Below are 19,777 nucleotides of genomic sequence, written 5' to 3' on the forward strand. Positions count from 1 at the left end.
TCCGGAGCACACATGTCTGAAGCAGCAACCACGGCCCGCAGCGTCCTCATCACCGGCGGAAACCGCGGCATCGGCCTGGCCATCGCGGAGGCATTCCTCGCCAACGGCGACAAGGTGGCCGTGACCTACCGCAGCGAATCGAAGCTGCCGGAGGGTGTCCTGGGGGTCAAAGCCGACGTGACCGACGAGGCCTCCATCGACGCTGCATTCGCCGAGGTTGAGGCCGCCCACGGCCCGGTCGAGGTGCTGGTGGCCAACGCTGGGATCACCAAGGACACGCTGCTGCTGCGCATGAGCGAGAACGACTTCACGTCCGTCATCGACACCAACCTGACCGGAGCGTTCCGCGTCATCAAGCGCGCCTCGAAGGGCATGATCCGCCTGCGCCGGGGCCGCGTGGTCCTCATCTCCTCCGTTTCGGGCCTGTATGGCGCGCCGGGCCAGATCAACTACTCCGCTTCCAAAGCCGGACTGGTCGGCATCGCCCGGTCCCTGACCCGCGAGCTCGGATCACGCGGGATCACGGCGAACGTGGTGGCTCCCGGATTCATCAACACGGACATGACGGCAGAGCTGCCGGAGGCAACCCAGAAGGATTACCTGTCCGGCATCCCCGCCGGCCGCTTCGCCGAAGCCTCCGAGGTGGCCAATGTGGTGCGCTGGATCGCCAGCGACGAGGCTGCCTACATTTCCGGCGCCGTCATTCCGGTCGACGGCGGCCTCGGCATGGGGCACTAGGCTTCTCTCGCGCCCGGCGGGCGCCCGCCCAACTTTTACCAACGGGGATACCGCCAGGTTCTTTGTCGCGTTTCTACAAAGGAAACCGGCGCCCGCGCTGGCATGATGGACTTCAAGCCATCAATAATTAGACGTTTTGAACAAATTCAGCAGGATTTTTTAAAAAAGGGAGCCCACATGGGACAGCTCGACAACAAGACTGCCATCGTCACCGGTTCTTCGCGCGGCATCGGCGCCGAAGTTGCCAAGATCCTCGCGGGCGAGGGCGCCGCCGTCGTCGTTAACTACCGCCAGAAGGCACCGCGCGCCAACAAGGTGGTGGCCGGGATCGAGGCCGACGGCGGCCGTGCCGTCGCCGTCGGGGCGGACCTGACCACCCTCGAAGGCGTGCAGGCGCTGGCCAGCGCCGCCATGGAAAACTTCGGCTCGCTGGACGTGCTGGTTCTCAACGCCTCGGGCGGCATGGAAACCGGCATGGAGGAGGGCTACGCCCTCAAGCTCAACCGCGACGCCCAGGTCAACATGCTCAACGCCGCGGTGCCGCTCATGAAGGAAGGCTCCCGCGTAGTCTTCGTGACCAGCCACCAGGCCCACTTCATCAACTCGGTGGCCACCATGCCCGAGTACGAGCCCGTGGCCCGCAGCAAGCGAGCCGGCGAGGACGCCCTGCGCGAGCTGCTGCCCAACCTGGCGGACAAGGGCATCTCCCTGGTGGTCGTATCCGGCGACATGATCGAGGGCACCGTGACCGCCACCCTGCTGGACCGTTCAAACCCGGGCGCCATCGAGGCCCGCCGCGCCGAAGCCGGCAAGCTGTACTCCGTGGAGGAGTTCGCCGCAGTGGTTGCCAGCATGGCCACCGCCGACGTCGAGTCCGGCCACACGGAATACGCCGGCGGCGCGGACTACTTCGGCAAGAACGTCTAGCCCTCCGGCATCTGCTTCCGAGGGTTCCCGACCCGGTTTCTCCCCGGAGGCCCGGCGCAGCGGCGCCGGGCCTCTGGCGTCCCTGGGTCTTCGCGCCTAGGGTCGTAGCCATGGCACAGGATGCGGGAGTACAGAAGCGCACCTACCCGGCCGGCGTGCCGTGTTGGGTGGACAGCCAGCAGCCCGACGTGGAGGCGGCCCTGGGGTTCTACGGGGGACTGCTCGGGTGGGAGTTCGACGGCGGGACTGCGCCTCCTGCGGACAGTGGCAGTTACGTGATCGCCCGGCTGGGCGGCCAGGAGACGGGTGCCATCACCGGTTTGGCCTCCGGTCCCCACGGAGTCCCCGCCTGGAACACGTACATCGCGGTTGACGATGCAGAGGCGGCGGTGCGTCACCTGCTGTCGGCCGGGGCTACCCTGAAGTCAGCTCCTGCCGATGCCGGCGTGGGCGGCGTGCGGGCATCGCTGGCCGATCCCGAAGGCGCCGAGTTCCGCATCTGGCAGCCGGGGGAGAGGCCGGGCGCCCAGGCGGTCAACCTGCCCGGCGGCTGGACCTTCAGCGACCTCCATACGGCGGACACGGATGCCGCGGCGGACTTCTACGGCAGGGCCTTCGGCTGGGAGTTCGACCGTCTCGACTTCGGCATCATGATCCGCCGCCCCGGCTACGGCGACCACCTTGAAGCCACAGTCGACCCCGATATCCGGGCCCGGCAGTCAGGGGACCTGGTACCGGGCGGCTTCGCGGACGCCATTGGCTGGCTCGTACAGGTCGCCCCGGACGAGCGGCCGCACTGGCATGTGACCTTCACCGTCGCTGACCGGAACCGGGCGGTGCAGGAGGCCGAGCGCCTGGGCGGTCACATCCTGGGGCAGGATGACACCATGTGGACCCGGACCGCCCTGGTCCGTGATCCCGGCGGTGCGGTGTTCACGGCAAGCCAGTTCACGCCGCCGTCGGGCTTCTAGCTCAAGCTGTTGAGCTCCGTCGGCTTGCAGTGAGCGCCTAGACGCCGGCGATGTGCCGCACCGCGTCGAGGTACGGCATGTTGATGGCGGCGTCAGCCACGGCGCGGACGGCGGGCTTGGCGTTGAAGGCCACACCGATGCCCGCGGCGCCGAGCATATCCAGGTCGTTGGCGCCGTCGCCCACCGCGATGGTGTGCTCCAGTGCGATGCCCTCGGCGGCCGACCATTCGCGGAGGTATTTTTCCTTGGCGGCGCGGTCGATCACGGCGCCGAGCACCTTGCCGGTCAGGGCACCGTCCACGATGTCCAGCTCATTGGCGATCCAGTAGTCCATGCCGAGCTCCTCGGCGATGGGGCGGAGGATTTGGTTGAAGCCGCCGGACACCACGGCCACGGTGTGGCCGGCGGCCTTGAACGCGGCCACCAGTTCGGCAGCGCCCTCGCTCAGCTTCACTTCCGCACGGACCGAGTCGACGACGGCAGCCGGCAGCCCTGCGAGAACGGCCACCCGGGCGTGCAGGCTCTGCGCGAAGTCGAGTTCACCGCGCATGGCAGCTTCCGTGACGGCCGCGACTTCGTCGCGCTTACCGGCGTACGCGGCGAGGAGTTCGATGACCTCCTGCTGGATCAGGGTGGAGTCCACGTCCATGATGAGCAGCTTGCGCTCTGCGTTCCGCAGTTCGGCCGGAACGATGGCGGTGTCCACGCCGGTCTGCCCGGCGTTCTCCTTCGCGGCGGCAACCGCGTGCCGCAAACCGGCGAGATCCGCGGCGGAGCCGGAGGGTACGGAAAAGTCCAGGGTGCAGACTTCGAAGCGGCCGTCGCCGGCGCTGGAGGCTTCTCCGAAGGTGGCACCGGACTCCGCCAGCAGGGACCGCAGGTTTTCCGGTTCCGAGGGGGAGAGTTTCAGGCCATAGCTGACCGCAGTCACGTTCGAAGTCATGGCTGCAATCTTATCCAGCGCGGCGCCGCCGCCCGAATCGGTTTCGCGGAATCCGCTTCGCAGCAGCAGTCTTCAGCCGGCTCCCAGCAAACGTCCTGCCAACCCGGAGGCCCGCAGGGCAGAATGGCCCGATGCTCTCTGCACTCATCGCCCGCCTGCGTCCGGCGCCCTTGCTGAGGCCGTCGCAGCAGGCTCTTTTCTGCTGGGCCGGGGCGCTCCTGGTGGCCGGTGACGCTGTTTTCTGGCTCATGTTCGCTGCCGTCCAGTCAGACTCGGGGCTCGCCGGGCTGGACGGCCCGGTGCACAGCCTGATGGTGGACTCCCGGAATCCTGCGGCCACCATGCTGCTGGCGGCGCTGACCACCCTGACGTCACCGGAAACGCTGAGCGTCGTCGGGGGGGCATTTGCCCTGGCGTGGGCGCTGCGAAAGAGGGAGCTGTGGCGCCCGGCCGTGCTGATGGGTGCCATGGCCCTGGCAGTTGTGCTGACAACCCTCATCAAGCAACTCGTCAGCCGGTCGCGCCCGCCCACGTCTGACTTTCTGCTCGGCCCGGACGACGCCCTCTCGTTTCCCTCGGGCCACACCGTCGGCATCGGTGTTTTCACGGTTGTGCTCGCTTATCTCGTCCTGTCACGGTCCGGGACGCGCACGACGGCGGTACTTGGGTTCTCCGCGGCCTTTGCAGTCACGGCGCTGGTTGGCTTAAGCCGGCTGTATTTGGGCTATCACTGGCTCACCGACGTCGTCGCTTCCTTCGGAGTGGCGCTGGTGGTTGCGGCGGTGGCGGTGTTCACCGACGCGGCCCGCCACGGCACTGCCCGGCACGGCACGGCGAAGAGTCGCTCCGGAGTGCGCAAGGGCCGGGCCCCAAGCAGTTTGCGGGTCTCTGACCCGTCAGCCCCGGACGCGCAGGCGTAGCAGTGCCACGGCTGCGGCCGCGACCACTGCCGCTGCCAAAGCACTGACGCCGGAGTAGCCCGTCAGGCCCATGACGGGACCGGCGGCCGCGCTTCCCAGTGCTCCGGCCAGGGACATAGTGGCGTCCGAGAACCCCTGCACCGGGACACGTTCAGCGGGTGTGAGCGAAGCCACGAGCAGGGTGGACCCGGCAACGGTGGTTGCCGACCAGCCCAGCCCGAGAAGGATCAGGCCGAACGTTACGGAGCCCATGTTCTGGGACGCCAGTCCGGTCAGTGCCACGGCTGCGACCAATGTGAGCAGGCCTGCCAGCGCAGTATTTCGCGGGCCGAAGCGGTCGGTGAGGATCCCCATCAGCGGTGACAGGGCGTACATGCCCGCGATGTGCAGGGAGATGGTCAGGCCGATCAGTGCGATGGTGTCAGGGTTCCCGGCATCGTGTCCGGCGTGGTGCTGCATGTGCAGCGGTGTCATGGACATCACGGCGACCATTACCGCGTGGGCCGCAATGACCGCGACCGCGGCTCCGCGGGCAGTGGGATGCTGCTTAACGATCCGCCAGCCTTCCTGCCAGGTGCCGGAGAGCTTGGAAGCAGGCGTATGCGCCACCCCGTCAAGGGCTCGACGGGTCAGGAGCGGATCCGGGTGCAGGGACAGCGCCACGATGGCAGCGCCCACCACCATCCCCAACGCCGAGATCAGGAACGGGCCGGCCGCAGGCGGAATGTCCAGCCAGCCGGCCAGAACGGCTCCGGGGGAGACCATATTGGGCCCCGCGACGGCGCCGATGGTGATCGCCCACACCACAAGGGACAAGTCGCGTCCCCGGTGGGCGGGATCGGCAAGGTCCGTGGCGGCGAAGCGCGCCTGCAGGTTGACCGCCGAAGCCAGCCCGACGAGGAAGGACCCGGCCAGCAGGACAACAAACAGTTGGGCGGTCACTGCCGTGACCATCAGGAAGGTGCCGGCGATCGCCGCGGCCAAGCCGGTGGTGAGGGCGACGCGTCGTCCCCGCTGCAGGGCCAGCCGGGAGAGCGGAATCGCCGTGACCGCGGTCCCGAGGGTGAGGGCGGTGTTGACCGACCCCGCCCACGCTTCGGAGCCTGAAAGGTCAACAGCCAGGATGGAGCCCAGGGCGAGGGTGGAGCCATTGCCCAGGCCGGAGAAGATCTGTGCGACGGACAGGGTCCGCACGATCCGGCGCTGGGTGGAACGGGTTGCTTCGGCGGTGCTGGTCAAGTTGTGTGGTCCCCTCGGGCAGGTGCTCGTCGTGGAAAACTCCACACACCAACTGTGATGTCATGGGTTTATGCAGTTCAACCATGACAACATGCACGGCGTGCGGCTGGCGGAATCCCTCGTCAACATGCTCGCCGACGGCATGTGGGGCAGTGACTCTCTCGAGGATCTCCTGGCAAGCCACCTGTTCCGCTCGCCCCGGGTTACCGCCACGAACCAGGACGAGCTGCGGGCGTGGGCTATCCGGCTACAGACGGTCTTCGCTGCCGAAGACCAGGAGGCCCGCTGCTCAGCCGTCAATGCCCTGCTGGCCCAAGGAGTGCGGCGCGTCTTCCTGACCACCCATGACGACATGCTCCCGCACCTTCACTTTGCCGATGCGAGCGAAACCCTGGTGGAGCGGGTGCGCGCTGTCACCGCCGGCGGCCTGGCAATCTTCATGACCGAGGCCGCCGGCGAGCGGCTGGGCGTGTGCGCTTGGCGGGACTGCAGCCGCGTGTTCGCCGACACCAGCCGTGGCGGTAACCGTGCGTACTGCTCGGCCCGGTGCGGCAACGCCGACGCCGTCCGGCGCTACCGCGGCCGCGCGCGGTCAGGCTGACGCGGTCAAGCTGACGCGGTCAGGCTGACGCAGTCAGGCTGACGCAGGCACCGGCGTGAGAGTCATTTCGTCGAGTTTGGGCAGGGCGTGGCGGAGCCGGTGCCGGGCCTCGTGCATGGTTTGCTCTGCCAGACGGAGGCTCGTACCGTCGTCGACGGCGACGGTCGCCGCACCCTGCAGGCGGTGCCCGACCCACCGCAGCTGCACGCGCCTCACGTCAACAACTCCGGGCGTGCTCTCGAGGGTGCTGCGGGCGCGGTCCACCAGCTCCGGCTCGATTCCGTCCATCAGTCGGCGCCCGATGCTGCGGACAGTTCCCCACAGCAGGATGATGATGGCCGCCGAAATCAGCAGGCCAACGATGGGGTCCGCCAGCGGGAAGCCGAGCATCACGCCGCCGGCGCCAAGCACCACAGCCAGGGACGTGAAGCCGTCCATCCGGGCATGGACTCCATCGGCCACCAGCGCAGCCGAGCCGATCCGGCGTCCGATCCTGATGCGGTAGATCGCCACCGCCTCGTTTCCGGCGAAGCCGATCAGCCCGGCGCCCATAACCCAGACCAGGTTCTGGAGCGCCTGCGGGTGGATGAGCCGGTCCACCGACTGCCAGGCCGCCAGTATTGCCGAAAGGGCAACGACGGCGACGATGAACAGCCCTGCCAGATCCTCGGCCCTGCCGAAGCCGTAGGTGTAGCGGCGGGTAGCAGCGCGGCGGCCCAGGATGAACGCGATCCACAACGGAACTGCGGTCAGCGCGTCCGAGAAGTTGTGGATGGTGTCAGCCAGCAGCGCGACCGAACCGCTCACCAGGACTACAAGGAACTGCAGGACCGTGGTCCCGAGGAGCATGAACAGGCTGATCTTCAATGCCCGGATGCCCTGGGTGCTGGCCTCGAGAGCGTCGTCGACCGAATCGGCGGCGTCGTGCGTGTGCGGGACGAACAGCTCGAAAAGCCAGCCCTTCAGCCCCTTGTGATGCGCGTGCCCGTGGTCATGGCCGTGGTCATGGCCATCGTGATGATGCCCCTCGTGCTCGTGCTCGTGTCCGTGGTCATGGTCCTGGTGCCCCTCGGTGGTCTGTGTCCGCTCCGTCACGATGCCGCTCCCTTCACGCGGTGGTGGGCCGGCTGCCCGCCAAGAGCATGCTCGGCCTGGAAGATTGCATCCGCGACGAGCTGGCGTGCGTGCTCGTTTTCGAGCCGGTAGAGAACCTTTGTCCCGTCCTGGCGCGTGGACACCATGCGCGCCAGCCGCATTTTGGCCAGGTGCTGGGACACCGCCGCCGGCGACTTGCCGACCACTTCGGCCAGGGCTCCCACGGCCATCTCACCCTCGCGGAGGGCCAGGATGATCCGCACCCTGGTGGCGTCCGCCAGCATGGCGAAAATCTCAACCGCGAGCTCGACGTACTGGCTGTCGACGTCAAGTCTGCAAGGATGCTTATCTGCGTTCATACGCATATATTGTCATAAACGGAGACGGTCAGCCGACGGCCGGCGTTACCGGTTATCAGTCGCACCCGGTTTTGTCCTAGTGTCTACTTCTATGAGTGATGTTCTTGAAATGGCCGCCGTCAGCGTTGTGCGCGGAGCCAAAACGCTCCTGAGCAAGGTGGACTGGCAGGTCAGGGAAGGCGAGCGGTGGGTCATCCTCGGACCCAACGGCGCCGGCAAGACCACTCTGCTGCAGATCGCCGCTGCCCGGCTTCACCCCACCAGCGGCATCGCCGGCATCCTGGACGAAAGCCTCGGAAAGGTGGACGTCTTCGAACTGCGTCCGCGGATCGGCCTCTCCTCGGCCGCCCTGGCCACCCAGATCCCCGAATATGAGAACGTGCTCAACGTCGTGGTCACCGCAGCGTACGGCGTGACCGGCCGCTGGCGCGAAGGCTACGAGAAGGACGACGAACGCCGCGCTTTCGCCCTCCTGAACGACTGGGGCATGGGGCCGCTCCTGAACCGCAAGTTCTCCACGCTTTCCGAGGGTGAGCGCAAGCGCGTGCAGATCGCCCGGGCCCTCATGACCGACCCCGAACTGCTGCTGCTGGACGAGCCCGCAGCCGGCCTGGACCTGGGCGGCCGCGAGGACCTGGTGCACCGTCTCAGCCAGCTGGCCATGGACGAAGACGCCCCCGCGATCGTGTTGGTCACCCACCACCTTGAGGAAGTACCCCCGGGCTTCACCCACGCCATGCTCATGCGCGAGGGCGAAGTGGTGGCTGCCGGGCCGGTCGGCGAGGTCCTCACCTCGGGCAACCTCAGCGAGACTTTTGGCCTGCCCCTTGACGTCTCGGTGAACGCCGGCCGTTATACGGCAACCGCCCGCCGCTAGCGGGGCCACCGGCACAACGTGGAGTTTTTAAGCGGCATCCTTGTGTTCTTCGCTGGCCTCTGGGCCGGCACCATCAACAGCGTCGTCGGGTCCGGAACCCTTGTCACCTTCCCGGTGCTGATCGCCCTGGGCATCGCACCGGTGACGGCATCAATGAGCAATGCCATGGGCCTCGTCGCCGGCGGCGCAGCAGGGGCGTGGGGTTACCGCCGCGAGCTCAAGGGCCGCGGGCGGCAACTCCTGCGGCTGCTCCCGGCGTCCCTGCTGGGCGGCATCAGCGGAGCCTGGCTCCTGCTCCACCTGCCGGAGAAGGTCTTCCACTACGCGGCGCCGGTCCTCATTGTCCTGGCACTTCTGATGGTGGTGTTCCAGCCCAGGCTCCAGAAGTGGGTGCGGAACCGTGAGGAAAACCCCGAGCACGCACTGCGGGACAAGCATCACGGCGTTTTGCTGGTGGTGCTGGTCTTCCTCGCCGGTGTCTATGGCGGCTACTTCGTCGCGGCGCAGGGGATTCTGCTGGTGGGCATCCTCGGCGTGTTCATGACGGGGACCATCCAGAACGCCAACGCCATGAAGAACGTCCTGGTGCTGGGCGTGAACCTGATCGCAGCCGCTTCCTACCTGCTGTTTGCCTTCGACCGGATCAACTGGGCAGTGGTGGCCATCATCGCCGTCAGCTCCCTCATCGGCGGCCTCGTCGGCGCTAAGGTGGGCCGCAGGCTGTCGCCGCCCGTACTCCGCGGTGTGATCTTCGCCCTCGGACTCGTGGCGCTCGGCTTTCTGGTCGCGAACCTGCTCAAGTGATCGAAATGCAAGTGCTTAGCGAAACGACTGCCCGGTGACATTCCACTATCTCGAGTCAGCCGCCGATCCGCGCGTCGCCGACTACACCCAGCTGACGGACGTGCACCTGCGGAAGCTCCGCGAACCCGCCGAGGGAATGTACATCGCCGAATCCTCCCGAGTCCTGCGGCGCGCCCTCGCAGCCGGGCACCGGCCGCGGTCCTTCTTCCTCGCCGAAAAGTGGATTGCGGATCTCAAAGACATCTTCGAGGAGTACCCCGACGTTCCGGCTTACATCGGCAGCGCCGGCCTCCTGGAGGAAATCACCGGGTTCCACCTCCACCGCGGAGCCATGGCGGCCATGCACCGCCCGGCGCCGGTCCCGCTGCCGGAACTGCTGGCCGGAGCCCGGCGCGTGGCGGTACTCGAGGACATTGTGGACCACACCAACGTGGGCGCCATCTTCCGGTCGGCGGCGGCGCTCGACGTCGACGCCGTCCTGGTGTCGCCCCGCTGCGGCGATCCGCTTTACCGCCGCAGCGTGCGGGTCAGCATGGGAACCGTCTTCCAGGTCCCTTGGGCCAGGCTGGACAGCTGGCCGCACGACCTGACCCTCCTCAAGGAGCAGGGCTTCACGGTGGCGGCCATGGAACTCACCGACGACGCCGTGGACCTGGACGAACTGGCAGCAGGAAACCCGGAGCGGCTCGCGCTGGTGCTGGGCACGGAAGGTGCCGGCATGAGCCCTGAGACGCTTGCCGCCGTCGACCTCGCCGTGAAGATCCCGATGCGGGCGGGTGTGGACTCTCTCAACGTCGCGGCGGCGTCCGCCGTCGCCTTCTGGGAGCTGCGGCCACGGGCCTGAACCCGCCGGAACGTCGGGTTCGTAAGTTCCTCCGCGATCCGCTATGATGGATAGCTGGTTCCCCTGTGTTTGTCGCTGGCCTTGCGGCTGGCCAAAAAGCGCGGATGGAAGCCATCCCATTCATACCTGGCAACTGGCAAAATCCAGCTGCGTGAACAAAAGGTCCCATTATGAAGTCTGATATCCACCCGAAGTACGAAGCTGTTGTTTTCAACGACCTGGCCTCCGGCACGAAGTTCCTGACCCGCTCCACCGTGTCTTCCTCGAAGACCATCGAGTGGGAAGACGGCAACACCTACCCGGTCATCGACGTCGAAATCTCCTCCGAGTCCCACCCGTTCTACACGGGCAAGCAGCGCATCATGGACTCCGCTGGCCGCGTCGAGCGCTTCAACGCTCGCTTCAAGGGCTTCGGCGGCAAGAAGTAATTCACTTCTCCCCAAGGTTCTTTGGAAAGCCCGCACCGGCAACGGTGCGGGCTTTTCGCGTTTGTGGGGCAGGATGGAAGGCATGACTGCCACGCCAGGTTCTGCGATAGAAGAGACAGCCCCGCGGCTGCACGGCGAGTACAAAGTCCCGGGCGGCAAGCTCGTGGTGGTGGATCTCGACGTCGAGGACGGCGCCCTCACGGACGTTTCGCTCAGCGGCGACTTCTTCCTCGAACCGGACGAGGCCCTACTGGCCATCAACGGCGCCCTGAAGGGGCTGCCGGAAAGTTCGACGGCGGCCGACATCGCCGCCGCTGTGGAGGCATCCCTCCCGGAGGACACGGTGCTGTTCGGGTTCACCGCCGACGCCGTGGCCATCGCCGTCCGCCGGGCGCTGGCCAAGGCCACCGCGTGGACGGACCACCACTGGAACGTCATCGCGCCGAGCGTCCTGCCCACGCACCTGAATGTGGCACTGGACGAGGTGCTCACCGAGGAAGTCGGCGCCGGCCGCCGCAACCCCACCATCCGCTTCTGGGACTGGGAGGAACCGTCCGTGGTGATCGGCAGCTTCCAGTCCTACCGCAACGAGGTGCATCCCGACGGCGTGTCCCGGCACGGCATCACCGTGGTCCGCCGCATCAGCGGCGGGGGAGCGATGTTCATGGAGGCGGGCAACTGCATCACGTACTCGCTCTACCTCCCGGAGACCCTCGTGGACGGCATCAGCTTCGCCGACTCCTACGCCTTCCTGGACGCGTGGGTCATGGCCGCCCTGAAGAAGCTCGGCATCGACGCCTTCTATGTCCCGCTCAACGACATCGCCACCGGCCAGGGCAAGATCGGCGGTGCGGCGCAGAAGCGGCTGGCCAACGGCGGCATGCTCCACCACGTCACCATGAGCTACGACATCGACGCCGACAAGATGGTGGACGTGCTCCGGATCGGCAAGGAAAAGCTCTCGGACAAGGGAACCACCAGCGCCAAGAAACGCGTGGACCCGCTGCGCCGCCAGACCGGCCTGGCCCGCGCCGAAATCGTGGCGGCCATGATGGAGGTCTTCTCCGAGCGCTACGGGGCCACGCCGTCGGAGATCACGGACGAGGAGCTGGCGACAGCACGTGAACGCGTCGCGTCAAAGTTCGGCACGGACGCGTGGCTCCACCGGGTGCCCTAAAGCCATCGAGTGCCCCCACCGGCCCCCTAGCATCTCAAGTTCGGCCAGGGAACCCTGCCGGCGTGGGCCCAGCTGCCCTTTTGGGCCGTCATAAGGGCCTCTACGGAGCAGTCGACGGGGTTTTCGCCGACACTGCCTGCGCGGCCAGCGACCGGTGCAGCTGGCTCCGCTGTTCGATGATGATCCGGCGCAGGGCATGCGGGGCGGCCGGGTGCTCCGCGAGCCAGCGGTCGGTGCGGGCCAGCACGGGGTGGTCCTCCGGGTTCCCGGCGGGGCCCAGGTCCTGCACGCCGGGGTACAGTCCGCGGACGATCCGGCTGGCGATTTCGATGCTCCGCTCCGCCCACTCCGTTTCCAGGCACTCGAAGTACGGCTCCACGAACGGGTCCAGGAGTTCTTGCGGGGCGGTGTTGAACCCTGCGATGGTGGCGCTGAGAAGCTGGTTGGAGAGCTCCTTCCGGCGTACTGCGGCATCCCAGGCCGCCGCTTTTACCGCCGCCTCAGGCCGGGCGGCCAGCGCCGTGGCATGCCCCGCCCGGCCGGACGCCGTGGTGTCCCTGGCCAGCTCGGCGTCGAGCTCCTGCTCCGTGGCCAGGCCGCGGGCCGCCAGCGCGTGCCACAGACTCCAGCGAAGCTCCGCGTCCACGGACAGCCCGGGCACCCGCTCACTGCCGTCCAGCAGGCCGCGGAGCAGCGCCGCCTGGCTGTCCTCGGTCCGGCTGACCGTGGCAAGCGTCCTGGCCCAGGCGAGCTGCTGATCGGAAGCAGGATCCGCGGCGTACAGCTCGCGTGCCGCGCCTTCGGCAAAGGACTTCCGCAGGGCCTCGCGCTCGGTGGCCGGAACGTACTGTTCAATGGCCAGCGTGGCGTTGCCCAGGATGTTCAGCAGGACGCCAATTCCGGTCTCGGCTGCGGCGAAGCGGAGCACGGCGTCCACATACTGCGAAGCCGGAGTGATGCCGTCGCGGGCCGAATTCCACAGCGCGGACCAGGTCAGGGCGCGGGCCATGGGGTCGCTGATCCGGTCCAGGGAGGAACGGACGGTGGCCTCGGAGACGGGGTCGAGCCGGACCTTGGCGTAGGTCAGGTCCTCGTCATTGACAAGCAGCAGGGCTGGCCGGGCCTTCCCGAACAGGGCGTCAATTCCCTGGGCCCTGCCGGCCAGGTCAGTCTCCACGGAATCTGTGCGGACCAGTTTGCCGGCGGCGTCGAAGTTGTACAGCCCGATGCGCAGCCGGTGCGGCCGCGGCTCCTGCTGGCCGGTGACGGGATCGGTGGCGTCCTGCAGCAGGGTGACCCGCTCGAGCATGGCCGGGCCGTCGGCCGCCCCGGCGGACTCCAGTTCGGCGCTCAGCGTCGAAATGCCGGACGTCTGGAGCCACTGCCTGGCCCAGATGGTGAGGTCGCGTCCCGAGGCGCCGGCCAGGGCGCCGAGGAGGTCGGCCAGCGTGGTGTTGCCGTATTCGTGGTCCCTGAAGTACTGCCGGGAGCCGGCAATGAAGGCGTCAAAGCCGACGTAGGCCACGAGCTGCTTCAGGACGGAGGCGCCCTTGGCGTACGTGATGCCGTCGAAGTTCTGCTTGGCGGCCTCGAGGTCCGGGATGTCGGCGACGATCGGGTGCGTTGTGGGCAGCTGGTCCTGGACGTAGGCCCAGGCCTTGCGGTTGTTCGCGAAATTAACCCAGGCGGTGTCCCAGTCCGTGGCGCGGTCCACGCCGAGGGTGCCCATGTAGTCCGCGAAGGACTCCTTCAGCCACAGGTCGTCCCACCACCGCATGGTCACGAGGTCGCCGAACCACATGTGCGCCATCTCGTGCAGCAGGGTGTTCGCGCGGCCCTGGTACTGGGAATCGGTGGCCCGCGAGGTGAAAACGTAGTTTTCCGTGAACGTCACCAGCCCGGGATTCTCCATCGCCCCCAGGTTGTATTCGGGCACGAAGGCCTGATCGTACTTGCCCCACGGATAGGGGTAGTCGAACAGGCGGTTGAAGAAGTCCAGTCCCTGCTTGGTGAGCCTGAACAGCTCGGCGGCGTCGAACGAGGGCGCCATGGAGGCCCGGCAGTAAAGTGCCAGCGGCACGTCAAGGCGAGTGCCGCCGTCATCCGTCCTGCTCCAGTGGTCCTCGGCCTTGTAGTAGGGGCCGGCCAGCACCGTGGTGATGTAGGTGGACATGGGCAGCGTGGGAGCAAAGTCCCAGCGGGCGGCCGCGGCGTCCTCCGCCAGGGGCAGGCGCGCCGCCTCGGCGCCGTTGGAGGCCACCTCCCAGCCGGCCGGGGCGGTGACGGAGAAGGTGAAGCGGGCCTTGAGGTCGGGCTGTTCGAAGTTCGCGAAGACCCGGCGGGCGTCGGCGGGCTCGTACTGGGTGTAGAGGTAGCACTGGCCGTCGGCCGGGTCAAAGAACCGGTGCATGCCCTCGCCCGAACTGCTGTACAGGGCGGTTCCGGTGACGGTCACCCTGTTCTCGGTTTGCAGGTTGTCCAGCCGGATCCGTGCCCCGCCCACCACGTCTGCCACCGGCAGTTCCACGCCGTTGAGGACCACGCTGTGCACCTCACCGGCCATGAAGTCCAGGAAGGTGGATGCGCCCGGCTGCGCTGCCGAGAAGGCGATGGTGCTGCGGCTGGTGTAGCCGGCCGTGTCCGGATCCGGTGCGCGGCGGACGTCGAGCGAGACGTCGTAGCTGTGCGTGGTGATCAGGGCGGACCGCTCTGCCGCTTCGCTGCGCTGGAGATTCTGGTTCGGCACCCAGCTATTGAACCATGCGCCGTTGAACCACGCGGCTGGTGAACCGTCCGGCTACTGCACCATGAGGAGCGCGGCGGCCAGGCCAAGGACCGCGATCAGCAGCCACGCCGCGAGGGCGGCCAGCACGGCGCGGGCCCCGGTGTGCAGCAGCGTCCGGATGCGCACCGCCGAACCCAGGCCAAAGAGGGCCGCCCCCAACAGCACGTCCTGCAGGCCGGCCGCCGCCTCCAGCCACCCGGCGGCGAGCCACCCGCTGGACCGCAGTGCCACCATGGCCACGAATCCAAGGACGAACAGCGGGATTATTGGCGGCCTGCCTTCGGCCGGCGTGCCTGCGCTGCCTGCCTCCCGGCGGTGCCGGATCCGCTGTTCCGCCCCGACAAGGGCCACCATGGGTGCCAGCAGAATCACCCGGGTGAGTTTGACGACGACGGCGAGGGCCAGTGCTGCCGGACCTGCGGTTTGCGCTGTGGCCACCACCTGCCCGACATCGTGGACCGAGGCGCCGGTCCACGCACCGAACGCCTCGGTGCTTAGGTGCAGCGGATGGACCAGCAGCGGGAGCACGCCGATGGCCAGCGTCCCGCACAACGTCACGAGCGCCACGGGCAGGACCGTGTCCCGGTGGCTGATCCGCCGCACAGCCGCCATCGCGCCGATCGCTGAAGCGCCGCAGATGGAAAACCCGGTGGCAATCAGCAGCGCGGTGTCGGCCGGAAGACGGAACAGCCGGGAAATCCCGTAGGTGCCGGCGAAGCTGGCCACCACCACCGCCGCGATAAGCAGGAGGGCAAGCCAGCCCAGGCCCAGCACGTCGGAGAGGCTCACCTTCAGCCCGAGGAGCACGATGCCGCCGCGCATCAGGTGCTTGCCGGCGAAGTCCAGCCCCGGCCGGGCCCGGCCCGCCGTCCAGACCGCCGTGCCGGGCAGGTTGGCTGCCAGCAGGCCCAGGACCACGGCCAGGGTCATGGCCGGCAGGGCGGGCACGGCGGCATGGATTGCGAACGCGAAGGCCAGTGCGACGACGGCGGTCAGCAGGCCGGGCAGAATCCGGGTAAGGTTCTGATGCGTCATCCCGCGCAACTGCGACGGCAGCGGCGGCGGGAGTCGGAAGTCTGGCACCTCCCAACCTTGCCGGACCTCGACGCCAAAGACCAACCGGAAGTCCCGCCAACACGCCAGGGCGGGACGGGAAATGAATTCGCAACAAAAAGGTGGTTGGCTAATGACCATGTCTGACCTATTCCAGGATTACTCCGAGGCTGCCGGCCGCACCGGCGCCTACGACGAGATGTTTGCCCCCGGGCAGAAGGCACGCCAGTCGTATGGCCAGGTTGCGGGTGCCCTGCGGGAGCTGTCCCTGGCGGACGTCAGCGCGCGGGCCGACTCGATGGCGAGGACCTTCCTGGACCGCGGTGTGACGTTTGACTTCGCGGGGGAGGAGCGCCCGTTTCCGCTGGACATCGTGCCGCGCGTCATCCCCGCCAGCGAATGGGACGTGCTGGAACGCGGCGTGGCCCAGCGGGTGCGCGCCCTCGAGGCGTTCCTGAACGACGTCTACGACAAGATGACAGTGGTGTCCGACGGCGTGATCCCGCGCCAGCTGATCACCACCAGCGCGCACTTCCACCGCGCCGTGCACGGCTTCGAACCTGCCGGCGGGGTGCGCGTGCACATCTCCGGCATCGACGTGGTGCGTGACGCCGCCGGAACGTTCCGCGTCCTGGAGGACAACGTCCGCGTGCCGTCCGGCGTGAGCTACGTGCTGGAGAACCGTCGCGCCATGGCAAAGGGCCTTCCGGAGGCGTTCGGCCAGCAGCTCATCCGCCCGGTGGAGGAGTACCCGCGCCGGCTGCTGTCCGCGCTCCGCAAGACGGCGCCGTCGGGCGTGGATGACCCCACCGTGGTGGTGCTGACCCCCGGCGTCTTCAACAGCGCCTACTTCGAGCACACCCTGCTGGCCGGCCTGATGGGCGTGGAACTCGTGGAGGGCCGCGACCTCATCTGCCGCGGCAACCGCGTGTACATGCGCACCACCGCCGGTGAACAGCGCGTTGACGTCATCTACAAGCGCATCGATGACGACTTCCTCGACCCCCTCCAGTTCCGCTCCGACTCTATGCTCGGCTGCCCCGGACTGGTCAACGCCGCCCGTGCCGGCGGCGTCACCATCGCCAACGCCGTGGGAAACGGCGTAGCGGACGACAAGCTCGTCTACAGCTACGTCCCGGACCTGATCCGCTACTACCTCGGCGAGGAACCGGTGATCGCCAACGTGGACACCTTCCGCCTCGAGGAGAAGGAAGCCCGCGAGCATGTCCTGGACCGTTTGGACGAGCTCGTGGTCAAGCCCGTGGACGGCTCCGGCGGCAAGGGCCTGGTGATCGGACCGGACGCGTCCAGCGACGAACTTGAGGCCCTCCGCAAGCGCATCATCGCCGATCCCCGCGGCTGGATTGCGCAGCCGGTGCTGCAGCTGTCCACCGTGCCCACGCTCAGCGGCGACAAGTTCGGCCCCCGTCACGTCGACCTCCGGCCGTTCGCGGTCAACGACGGCGACGACGTCTGGGTGCTGCCCGGCGGGCTCACCCGCGTGGCCCTGAAGGAAGGGTCACTGATCGTGAATTCCAGCCAGGGCGGCGGATCAAAGGACACGTGGGTACTGGCCGGTTCGCCGCAGGTGCCGGTGGAACGGCTGCCGCGGCAGTCCGTCACCGTCCGTGAGCGGGTCTCCGTGTGGCCGGTCGAGAGCAACTGGCGCGACCGGCAGTCGGAACAGCAGCAGCAGCAGATTTCTGACGCGCAGGAGGTACCCGCGAATGCTTAGCCGAATTGCCGAATCCCTGTTCTGGATCGGCCGTTACGTTGAACGTGCCGACGGCACGGCCCGCATCCTCGACGTCCACCTGGAGCGCCTGAACCACCTTCCCACCGAGGAACGGCGCAGCGTTGCCCGCGAACTGCTCGGCGTCATGGGGGCGCGCCCGCAGAGCGAGGACTTCGGGCTGGAGGAGCTCCTCCACGCCCTCGCCTACGACAAGCACAGCGCCACCTCCATCGCAGGCTCCCTCGGCGCCGCCCGGGAGAACGCCCGGCGTGCCCGCGAAACGGTGTCGTCCGGACTCTGGGAGAGCCTCAACACCACCTACTACGGGCTGAACCAGCACCGCAAGGACGTGGTGGGGACCTACCGCTTCTGCCACTGGGTCCTCGAGCGCACCGCCATGGTCAGCGGCCTGGCCGACACCACAGTCAGCCACGACGACAGCTGGCTCTTCCTGGCGCTGGGCCGTTCGCTGGAGCGGGCCGACATGACCGCCCGGATGCTTTCCACCCGTGACGTGCTCTCCGCGGGCATGTCCTGGGTGAACATGCTCCGCTGCGCCGGCGCCTACGAGTCCTTCCTTCGGACCCGCCGGGCCGCGTTCGGCGACCAGCACGCGGCAGAGTTCCTGCTGCTGGACCGGCTGTTTCCGCGTTCCATCGTCTACGCCCTGCGTGATGCCGACGACTGCCTGGCCAAGCTGGATCCCTCGGCCCAGCGCGTCGGCTTCATCAACGACGCCCGCCGGATCGTCGGCCAGGCCCGCACGTTCCTGGAGTTCCACCGCACGGACGACCTCATGTCCGAACTGCCGGAGCACATGGAACGCGTGCAGAAGGCCGTTGCCCAGGCGTCCGACGCCATTTCCCGTAAGTACTTCAATCAGGCGGATGAACTGGCCTGGGTGGGAGAAGTTTCATGACCCGGCTGAGCATCGTCCACCGGACCGGCTACAAGTACAAGCGGCGCGTCACGCTGTCCTACAACGAGGCCCGCATGACCCCGCTGACGGACCCGCAGCAGGTGGTGCTGGAGTCCTCCATGAAGGTCACGCCGTCGCAGGCCGCTGTCAGCAGCTACCGCGACTACTGGGGCACCCGTGTCACCGCATTCGACATGCAGATGCCGCACGAGCACCTCGAAGTCCTGGCCACTACCACGGTGGAGGTCCACCGCGCGGTGCGTGTTCCGTCGGAGACCGACATCGTGGGCTGGGACGACCTCGCTTCGCCCGAGACGCTGAACCAGTTCAGCGACTGGGTGCCGCAGTCCCAGCTGACCGGTCCGGGGGAGGAAGTGCTGAGCATCATCCCCGGCGTGGTCGCGGGCAAGAACCCGCATGAGGCAGCCATGGCCATCTTCGCGTGGATGCGCGGCGAGATGACCTACATGAAGGGCACCACGGGCGTCACCACCAATGCCGAGGAGGCCTGGACCCAGCGCCAGGGCGTGTGCCAGGACCTGGCCCACCTCGCCATCGGCGCCCTGCGCAGCTGCGGCATCCCGGCCCGCTACGTCTCCGGCTACCTGCACCCGCGGTCGACGGCGGACATCGGCGAGACGGTGGCCGGACAGTCCCACGCGTGGCTGGAATGGTGGGACGGCGAATGGCGCAGCTGGGACCCCACCAACCACAAGCCCGCTGGCGACTTCCACGTCACCGTGGCCCGTGGCCGCGACTACCGGGACGTGCCTCCGCTGAAGGGCATCCTTTCCGGCGGCGGCGGCTCGAACCTGAGCGTGAGCGTGGAGATCACCCGACTGGCCTAGGGCTGCAGGCCTTATTCGGGCGAGGCCTTCACTGCGCCGCTGAGCTGGGTCCACCAGGTGAGCGGCGCGGCGACCTTGAACCGCCTGCCGGTGATCGAGTCCGGCGTGATGCGGATGAAGTGGTCCTTTTGCCCTGCCTGCCACGGGAACAGGTAGAGCGAGGCTGAATCGAGGATCTCCTCGGTGCCTTTGAGGGCGGCGGCCTTGCCCTTGACCACCACACTCCAAGCCATTCCCGAATCGGCATCAACGCCGTCGGCTTCCAGCGCCACGGGCGGTTCCCCCGTGGCGCCACCCAGCTTGGTGCCCTCTCCCGTCCGAAACACCAGGGTTCCATGGTCCACGGTGTAATTGAGCGGGAAAATGTCCGGATGCTCGTCCACCCACACAGCGAGGCGGCCAACCGAAACCTGCCGGAGCAAGCTCCAGCACTGGCCGGAGTCCAGATGTTCGACGGAATGCTCGGAAGCGTCGGTAGGCTGCACGTTCGTCATGGACCAGAGCCTACGCCGCA

General features: G+C 67.7%; 21 protein-coding genes, 1 tRNA gene and 1 pseudogene. 14 read left to right on the forward strand and 9 right to left on the reverse strand.

Features of this window, described 5'->3' with window-relative positions:
* The first annotated feature begins 12 nt into the window (after positions 1–12).
* The 3 genes from fabG (at position 13) to ACFVTE_RS20725 (ending at position 2,636) form a co-directional block, all read left to right on the forward strand.
* Positions 13–738, forward strand: a complete 726-nt coding sequence (fabG, locus tag ACFVTE_RS20715; protein WP_387103783.1) for a 3-oxoacyl-ACP reductase FabG — start codon at positions 13–15, stop codon at positions 736–738.
* 177 nt (positions 739–915) lie between these two features.
* Complete coding sequence (locus ACFVTE_RS20720) at positions 916–1,665, forward strand: SDR family oxidoreductase (RefSeq protein ID WP_387103786.1); 750 nt, start codon at positions 916–918, stop codon at positions 1,663–1,665.
* A 110-nt stretch (positions 1,666–1,775) separates the two neighbouring features.
* Positions 1,776–2,636 carry a VOC family protein gene (locus ACFVTE_RS20725; protein ID WP_387103789.1) on the forward strand — a complete coding sequence of 287 codons (861 nt, stop codon included), beginning with the start codon at positions 1,776–1,778 and terminating at the stop codon, positions 2,634–2,636.
* A 37-nt stretch (positions 2,637–2,673) separates the two neighbouring features.
* Here the strand turns inward: ACFVTE_RS20725 and serB are convergent, their stop codons facing one another.
* Positions 2,674–3,579: a phosphoserine phosphatase SerB gene (gene serB, locus ACFVTE_RS20730; RefSeq protein WP_387103791.1), complete on the reverse strand. Its 906-nt coding sequence runs from the start codon at positions 3,577–3,579 to the stop codon at positions 2,674–2,676.
* 131 nt (positions 3,580–3,710) lie between these two features.
* On the opposite strand from serB, the gene ACFVTE_RS20735 reads away from it, so the two are divergent.
* On the forward strand, positions 3,711–4,499 hold the full coding sequence (locus ACFVTE_RS20735) for a phosphatase PAP2 family protein (RefSeq protein WP_387103794.1): 789 nt from the start codon (positions 3,711–3,713) through the stop codon (positions 4,497–4,499).
* Here ACFVTE_RS20735 and ACFVTE_RS20740 read toward each other — a convergent pair.
* The gene (locus ACFVTE_RS20740) at positions 4,476–5,738 is read right to left on the reverse strand and encodes an MFS transporter (RefSeq protein WP_387103797.1); all 1,263 of its coding nucleotides are present in this window, start codon (positions 5,736–5,738) and stop codon (positions 4,476–4,478) included. The two genes, ACFVTE_RS20735 and ACFVTE_RS20740, sit on opposite strands and share 24 nt — an antisense overlap.
* Positions 5,739–5,808: 70 nt before the next feature.
* Here ACFVTE_RS20740 and ACFVTE_RS20745 point away from each other — a divergent pair, with 70 nt between their 5' ends.
* The gene (locus tag ACFVTE_RS20745) at positions 5,809–6,339 is read left to right on the forward strand and encodes a CGNR zinc finger domain-containing protein (protein ID WP_387103800.1); all 531 of its coding nucleotides are present in this window, start codon (positions 5,809–5,811) and stop codon (positions 6,337–6,339) included.
* Between the two features lie 33 nt (positions 6,340–6,372).
* Here the strand turns inward: ACFVTE_RS20745 and ACFVTE_RS20750 are convergent, their stop codons facing one another.
* Together ACFVTE_RS20750 and ACFVTE_RS20755 are read right to left on the reverse strand one after the other, a co-directional pair.
* Positions 6,373–7,434, reverse strand: a complete 1,062-nt coding sequence (locus ACFVTE_RS20750; protein ID WP_387103802.1) for a cation diffusion facilitator family transporter — start codon at positions 7,432–7,434, stop codon at positions 6,373–6,375.
* Positions 7,431–7,793 carry an ArsR/SmtB family transcription factor gene (locus ACFVTE_RS20755; protein ID WP_387103805.1) on the reverse strand — a complete coding sequence of 121 codons (363 nt, stop codon included), beginning with the start codon at positions 7,791–7,793 and terminating at the stop codon, positions 7,431–7,433. The genes ACFVTE_RS20750 and ACFVTE_RS20755 overlap by 4 nt, the downstream gene beginning before the upstream one ends.
* A gap of 91 nt (positions 7,794–7,884) precedes the next feature.
* Here ACFVTE_RS20755 and ACFVTE_RS20760 point away from each other — a divergent pair, with 91 nt between their 5' ends.
* The 5 genes from ACFVTE_RS20760 (at position 7,885) to ACFVTE_RS20780 (ending at position 11,923) form a co-directional block, all read left to right on the forward strand.
* A complete protein-coding gene (locus ACFVTE_RS20760) occupies positions 7,885–8,670 on the forward strand; it encodes an ABC transporter ATP-binding protein (RefSeq protein WP_387103808.1) in 786 nt (261 codons plus the stop codon).
* Between the two features lie 18 nt (positions 8,671–8,688).
* The gene (locus ACFVTE_RS20765) at positions 8,689–9,474 is read left to right on the forward strand and encodes a sulfite exporter TauE/SafE family protein (protein WP_387103811.1); all 786 of its coding nucleotides are present in this window, start codon (positions 8,689–8,691) and stop codon (positions 9,472–9,474) included.
* 34 nt (positions 9,475–9,508) lie between these two features.
* Positions 9,509–10,318 carry a TrmH family RNA methyltransferase gene (locus ACFVTE_RS20770; protein WP_387103813.1) on the forward strand — a complete coding sequence of 270 codons (810 nt, stop codon included), beginning with the start codon at positions 9,509–9,511 and terminating at the stop codon, positions 10,316–10,318.
* A gap of 170 nt (positions 10,319–10,488) precedes the next feature.
* On the forward strand, positions 10,489–10,746 hold the full coding sequence (locus ACFVTE_RS20775) for a type B 50S ribosomal protein L31 (RefSeq protein WP_003802336.1): 258 nt from the start codon (positions 10,489–10,491) through the stop codon (positions 10,744–10,746).
* 82 nt (positions 10,747–10,828) lie between these two features.
* Positions 10,829–11,923, forward strand: a complete 1,095-nt coding sequence (locus ACFVTE_RS20780) for a biotin/lipoate A/B protein ligase family protein (protein WP_387103817.1) — start codon at positions 10,829–10,831, stop codon at positions 11,921–11,923.
* Between the two features lie 100 nt (positions 11,924–12,023).
* On the opposite strand, the gene ACFVTE_RS20785 is transcribed toward ACFVTE_RS20780, so the two are convergent.
* The 3 genes and pseudogenes from ACFVTE_RS20785 to ACFVTE_RS20795 form a co-directional block, all read right to left on the reverse strand.
* Entirely contained in the window at positions 12,024–12,302 is a 279-nt protein-coding gene (locus ACFVTE_RS20785) for a hypothetical protein (protein ID WP_387103819.1), read from the reverse strand.
* 44 nt (positions 12,303–12,346) lie between these two features.
* A tRNA-Pro gene (locus tag ACFVTE_RS20790) sits at positions 12,347–12,444 on the reverse strand.
* Positions 12,445–13,313: 869 nt separating this feature from the next.
* Positions 13,314–14,333 (reverse strand): annotated as a pseudogene (locus tag ACFVTE_RS20795) (M1 family metallopeptidase); the annotation flags it as partial.
* Here ACFVTE_RS20795 and ACFVTE_RS20800 point away from each other — a divergent pair.
* Entirely contained in the window at positions 14,332–14,553 is a 222-nt protein-coding gene (locus tag ACFVTE_RS20800) for a hypothetical protein (RefSeq protein WP_387103821.1), read from the forward strand. The pseudogene ACFVTE_RS20795 and the gene ACFVTE_RS20800 overlap by 2 nt on opposite strands.
* Positions 14,554–14,720: 167 nt before the next feature.
* On the opposite strand, the gene ACFVTE_RS20805 is transcribed toward ACFVTE_RS20800, so the two are convergent.
* Positions 14,721–15,743, reverse strand: coding sequence for a YeiH family protein (locus ACFVTE_RS20805; RefSeq protein WP_387103823.1), 1,023 nt, complete (start codon positions 15,741–15,743; stop codon positions 14,721–14,723).
* Between the two features lie 157 nt (positions 15,744–15,900).
* On the opposite strand from ACFVTE_RS20805, the gene ACFVTE_RS20810 reads away from it, so the two are divergent.
* The 3 genes from ACFVTE_RS20810 to ACFVTE_RS20820 are packed head-to-tail and all read left to right on the forward strand — an operon-like array spanning position 15,901 to position 19,263.
* Positions 15,901–17,496 (forward strand): circularly permuted type 2 ATP-grasp protein, encoded by a 1,596-nt coding sequence (locus ACFVTE_RS20810; protein WP_387103936.1) that lies wholly within the window; start codon positions 15,901–15,903, stop codon positions 17,494–17,496.
* Positions 17,489–18,415: an alpha-E domain-containing protein gene (locus tag ACFVTE_RS20815; protein WP_377951025.1), complete on the forward strand. Its 927-nt coding sequence runs from the start codon at positions 17,489–17,491 to the stop codon at positions 18,413–18,415. Before ACFVTE_RS20810 ends, ACFVTE_RS20815 begins: the two co-directional genes overlap by 8 nt.
* On the forward strand, positions 18,412–19,263 hold the full coding sequence (locus ACFVTE_RS20820; RefSeq protein ID WP_387103825.1) for a transglutaminase N-terminal domain-containing protein: 852 nt from the start codon (positions 18,412–18,414) through the stop codon (positions 19,261–19,263). The genes ACFVTE_RS20815 and ACFVTE_RS20820 overlap by 4 nt, the downstream gene beginning before the upstream one ends.
* 11 nt (positions 19,264–19,274) lie before the next feature.
* Here the strand turns inward: ACFVTE_RS20820 and ACFVTE_RS20825 are convergent, their stop codons facing one another.
* Entirely contained in the window at positions 19,275–19,757 is a 483-nt protein-coding gene (locus tag ACFVTE_RS20825; protein ID WP_387103828.1) for a pyridoxamine 5'-phosphate oxidase family protein, read from the reverse strand.
* Positions 19,758–19,777: the final 20 nt, after the last annotated feature.

This window comes from Arthrobacter sp. NPDC058097 (assembly GCF_042884885.1).
Lineage (GTDB): Bacteria > Actinomycetota > Actinomycetes > Actinomycetales > Micrococcaceae > Arthrobacter.

Bases quoted from the DNA above. Each gene is read 5' to 3' on its own strand.
- fabG (WP_387103783.1), top strand. From the start codon at position 13: ATGTCTGAAGCAGCAACCACGGCCCGCAGCGTCCTCATCACCGGCGGA.
- ACFVTE_RS20720 (WP_387103786.1), top strand. From the start codon at position 916: ATGGGACAGCTCGACAACAAGACTGCCATCGTCACCGGTTCTTCGCGC.
- ACFVTE_RS20725 (WP_387103789.1), top strand. From the start codon at position 1,776: ATGGCACAGGATGCGGGAGTACAGAAGCGCACCTACCCGGCCGGCGTG.
- serB (WP_387103791.1), bottom strand. From the start codon at position 3,579: ATGACTTCGAACGTGACTGCGGTCAGCTATGGCCTGAAACTCTCCCCC.
- ACFVTE_RS20735 (WP_387103794.1), top strand. From the start codon at position 3,711: ATGCTCTCTGCACTCATCGCCCGCCTGCGTCCGGCGCCCTTGCTGAGG.
- ACFVTE_RS20745 (WP_387103800.1), top strand. From the start codon at position 5,809: ATGCAGTTCAACCATGACAACATGCACGGCGTGCGGCTGGCGGAATCC.
- ACFVTE_RS20755 (WP_387103805.1), bottom strand. From the start codon at position 7,793: ATGAACGCAGATAAGCATCCTTGCAGACTTGACGTCGACAGCCAGTAC.
- ACFVTE_RS20760 (WP_387103808.1), top strand. From the start codon at position 7,885: ATGAGTGATGTTCTTGAAATGGCCGCCGTCAGCGTTGTGCGCGGAGCC.
- ACFVTE_RS20775 (WP_003802336.1), top strand. From the start codon at position 10,489: ATGAAGTCTGATATCCACCCGAAGTACGAAGCTGTTGTTTTCAACGAC.
- ACFVTE_RS20780 (WP_387103817.1), top strand. From the start codon at position 10,829: ATGACTGCCACGCCAGGTTCTGCGATAGAAGAGACAGCCCCGCGGCTG.
- ACFVTE_RS20800 (WP_387103821.1), top strand. From the start codon at position 14,332: ATGCCCTCGCCCGAACTGCTGTACAGGGCGGTTCCGGTGACGGTCACC.
- ACFVTE_RS20805 (WP_387103823.1), bottom strand. From the start codon at position 15,743: ATGACGCATCAGAACCTTACCCGGATTCTGCCCGGCCTGCTGACCGCC.
- ACFVTE_RS20810 (WP_387103936.1), top strand. From the start codon at position 15,901: ATGTCTGACCTATTCCAGGATTACTCCGAGGCTGCCGGCCGCACCGGC.
- ACFVTE_RS20815 (WP_377951025.1), top strand. From the start codon at position 17,489: ATGCTTAGCCGAATTGCCGAATCCCTGTTCTGGATCGGCCGTTACGTT.
- ACFVTE_RS20820 (WP_387103825.1), top strand. From the start codon at position 18,412: ATGACCCGGCTGAGCATCGTCCACCGGACCGGCTACAAGTACAAGCGG.
- ACFVTE_RS20825 (WP_387103828.1), bottom strand. From the start codon at position 19,757: ATGACGAACGTGCAGCCTACCGACGCTTCCGAGCATTCCGTCGAACAT.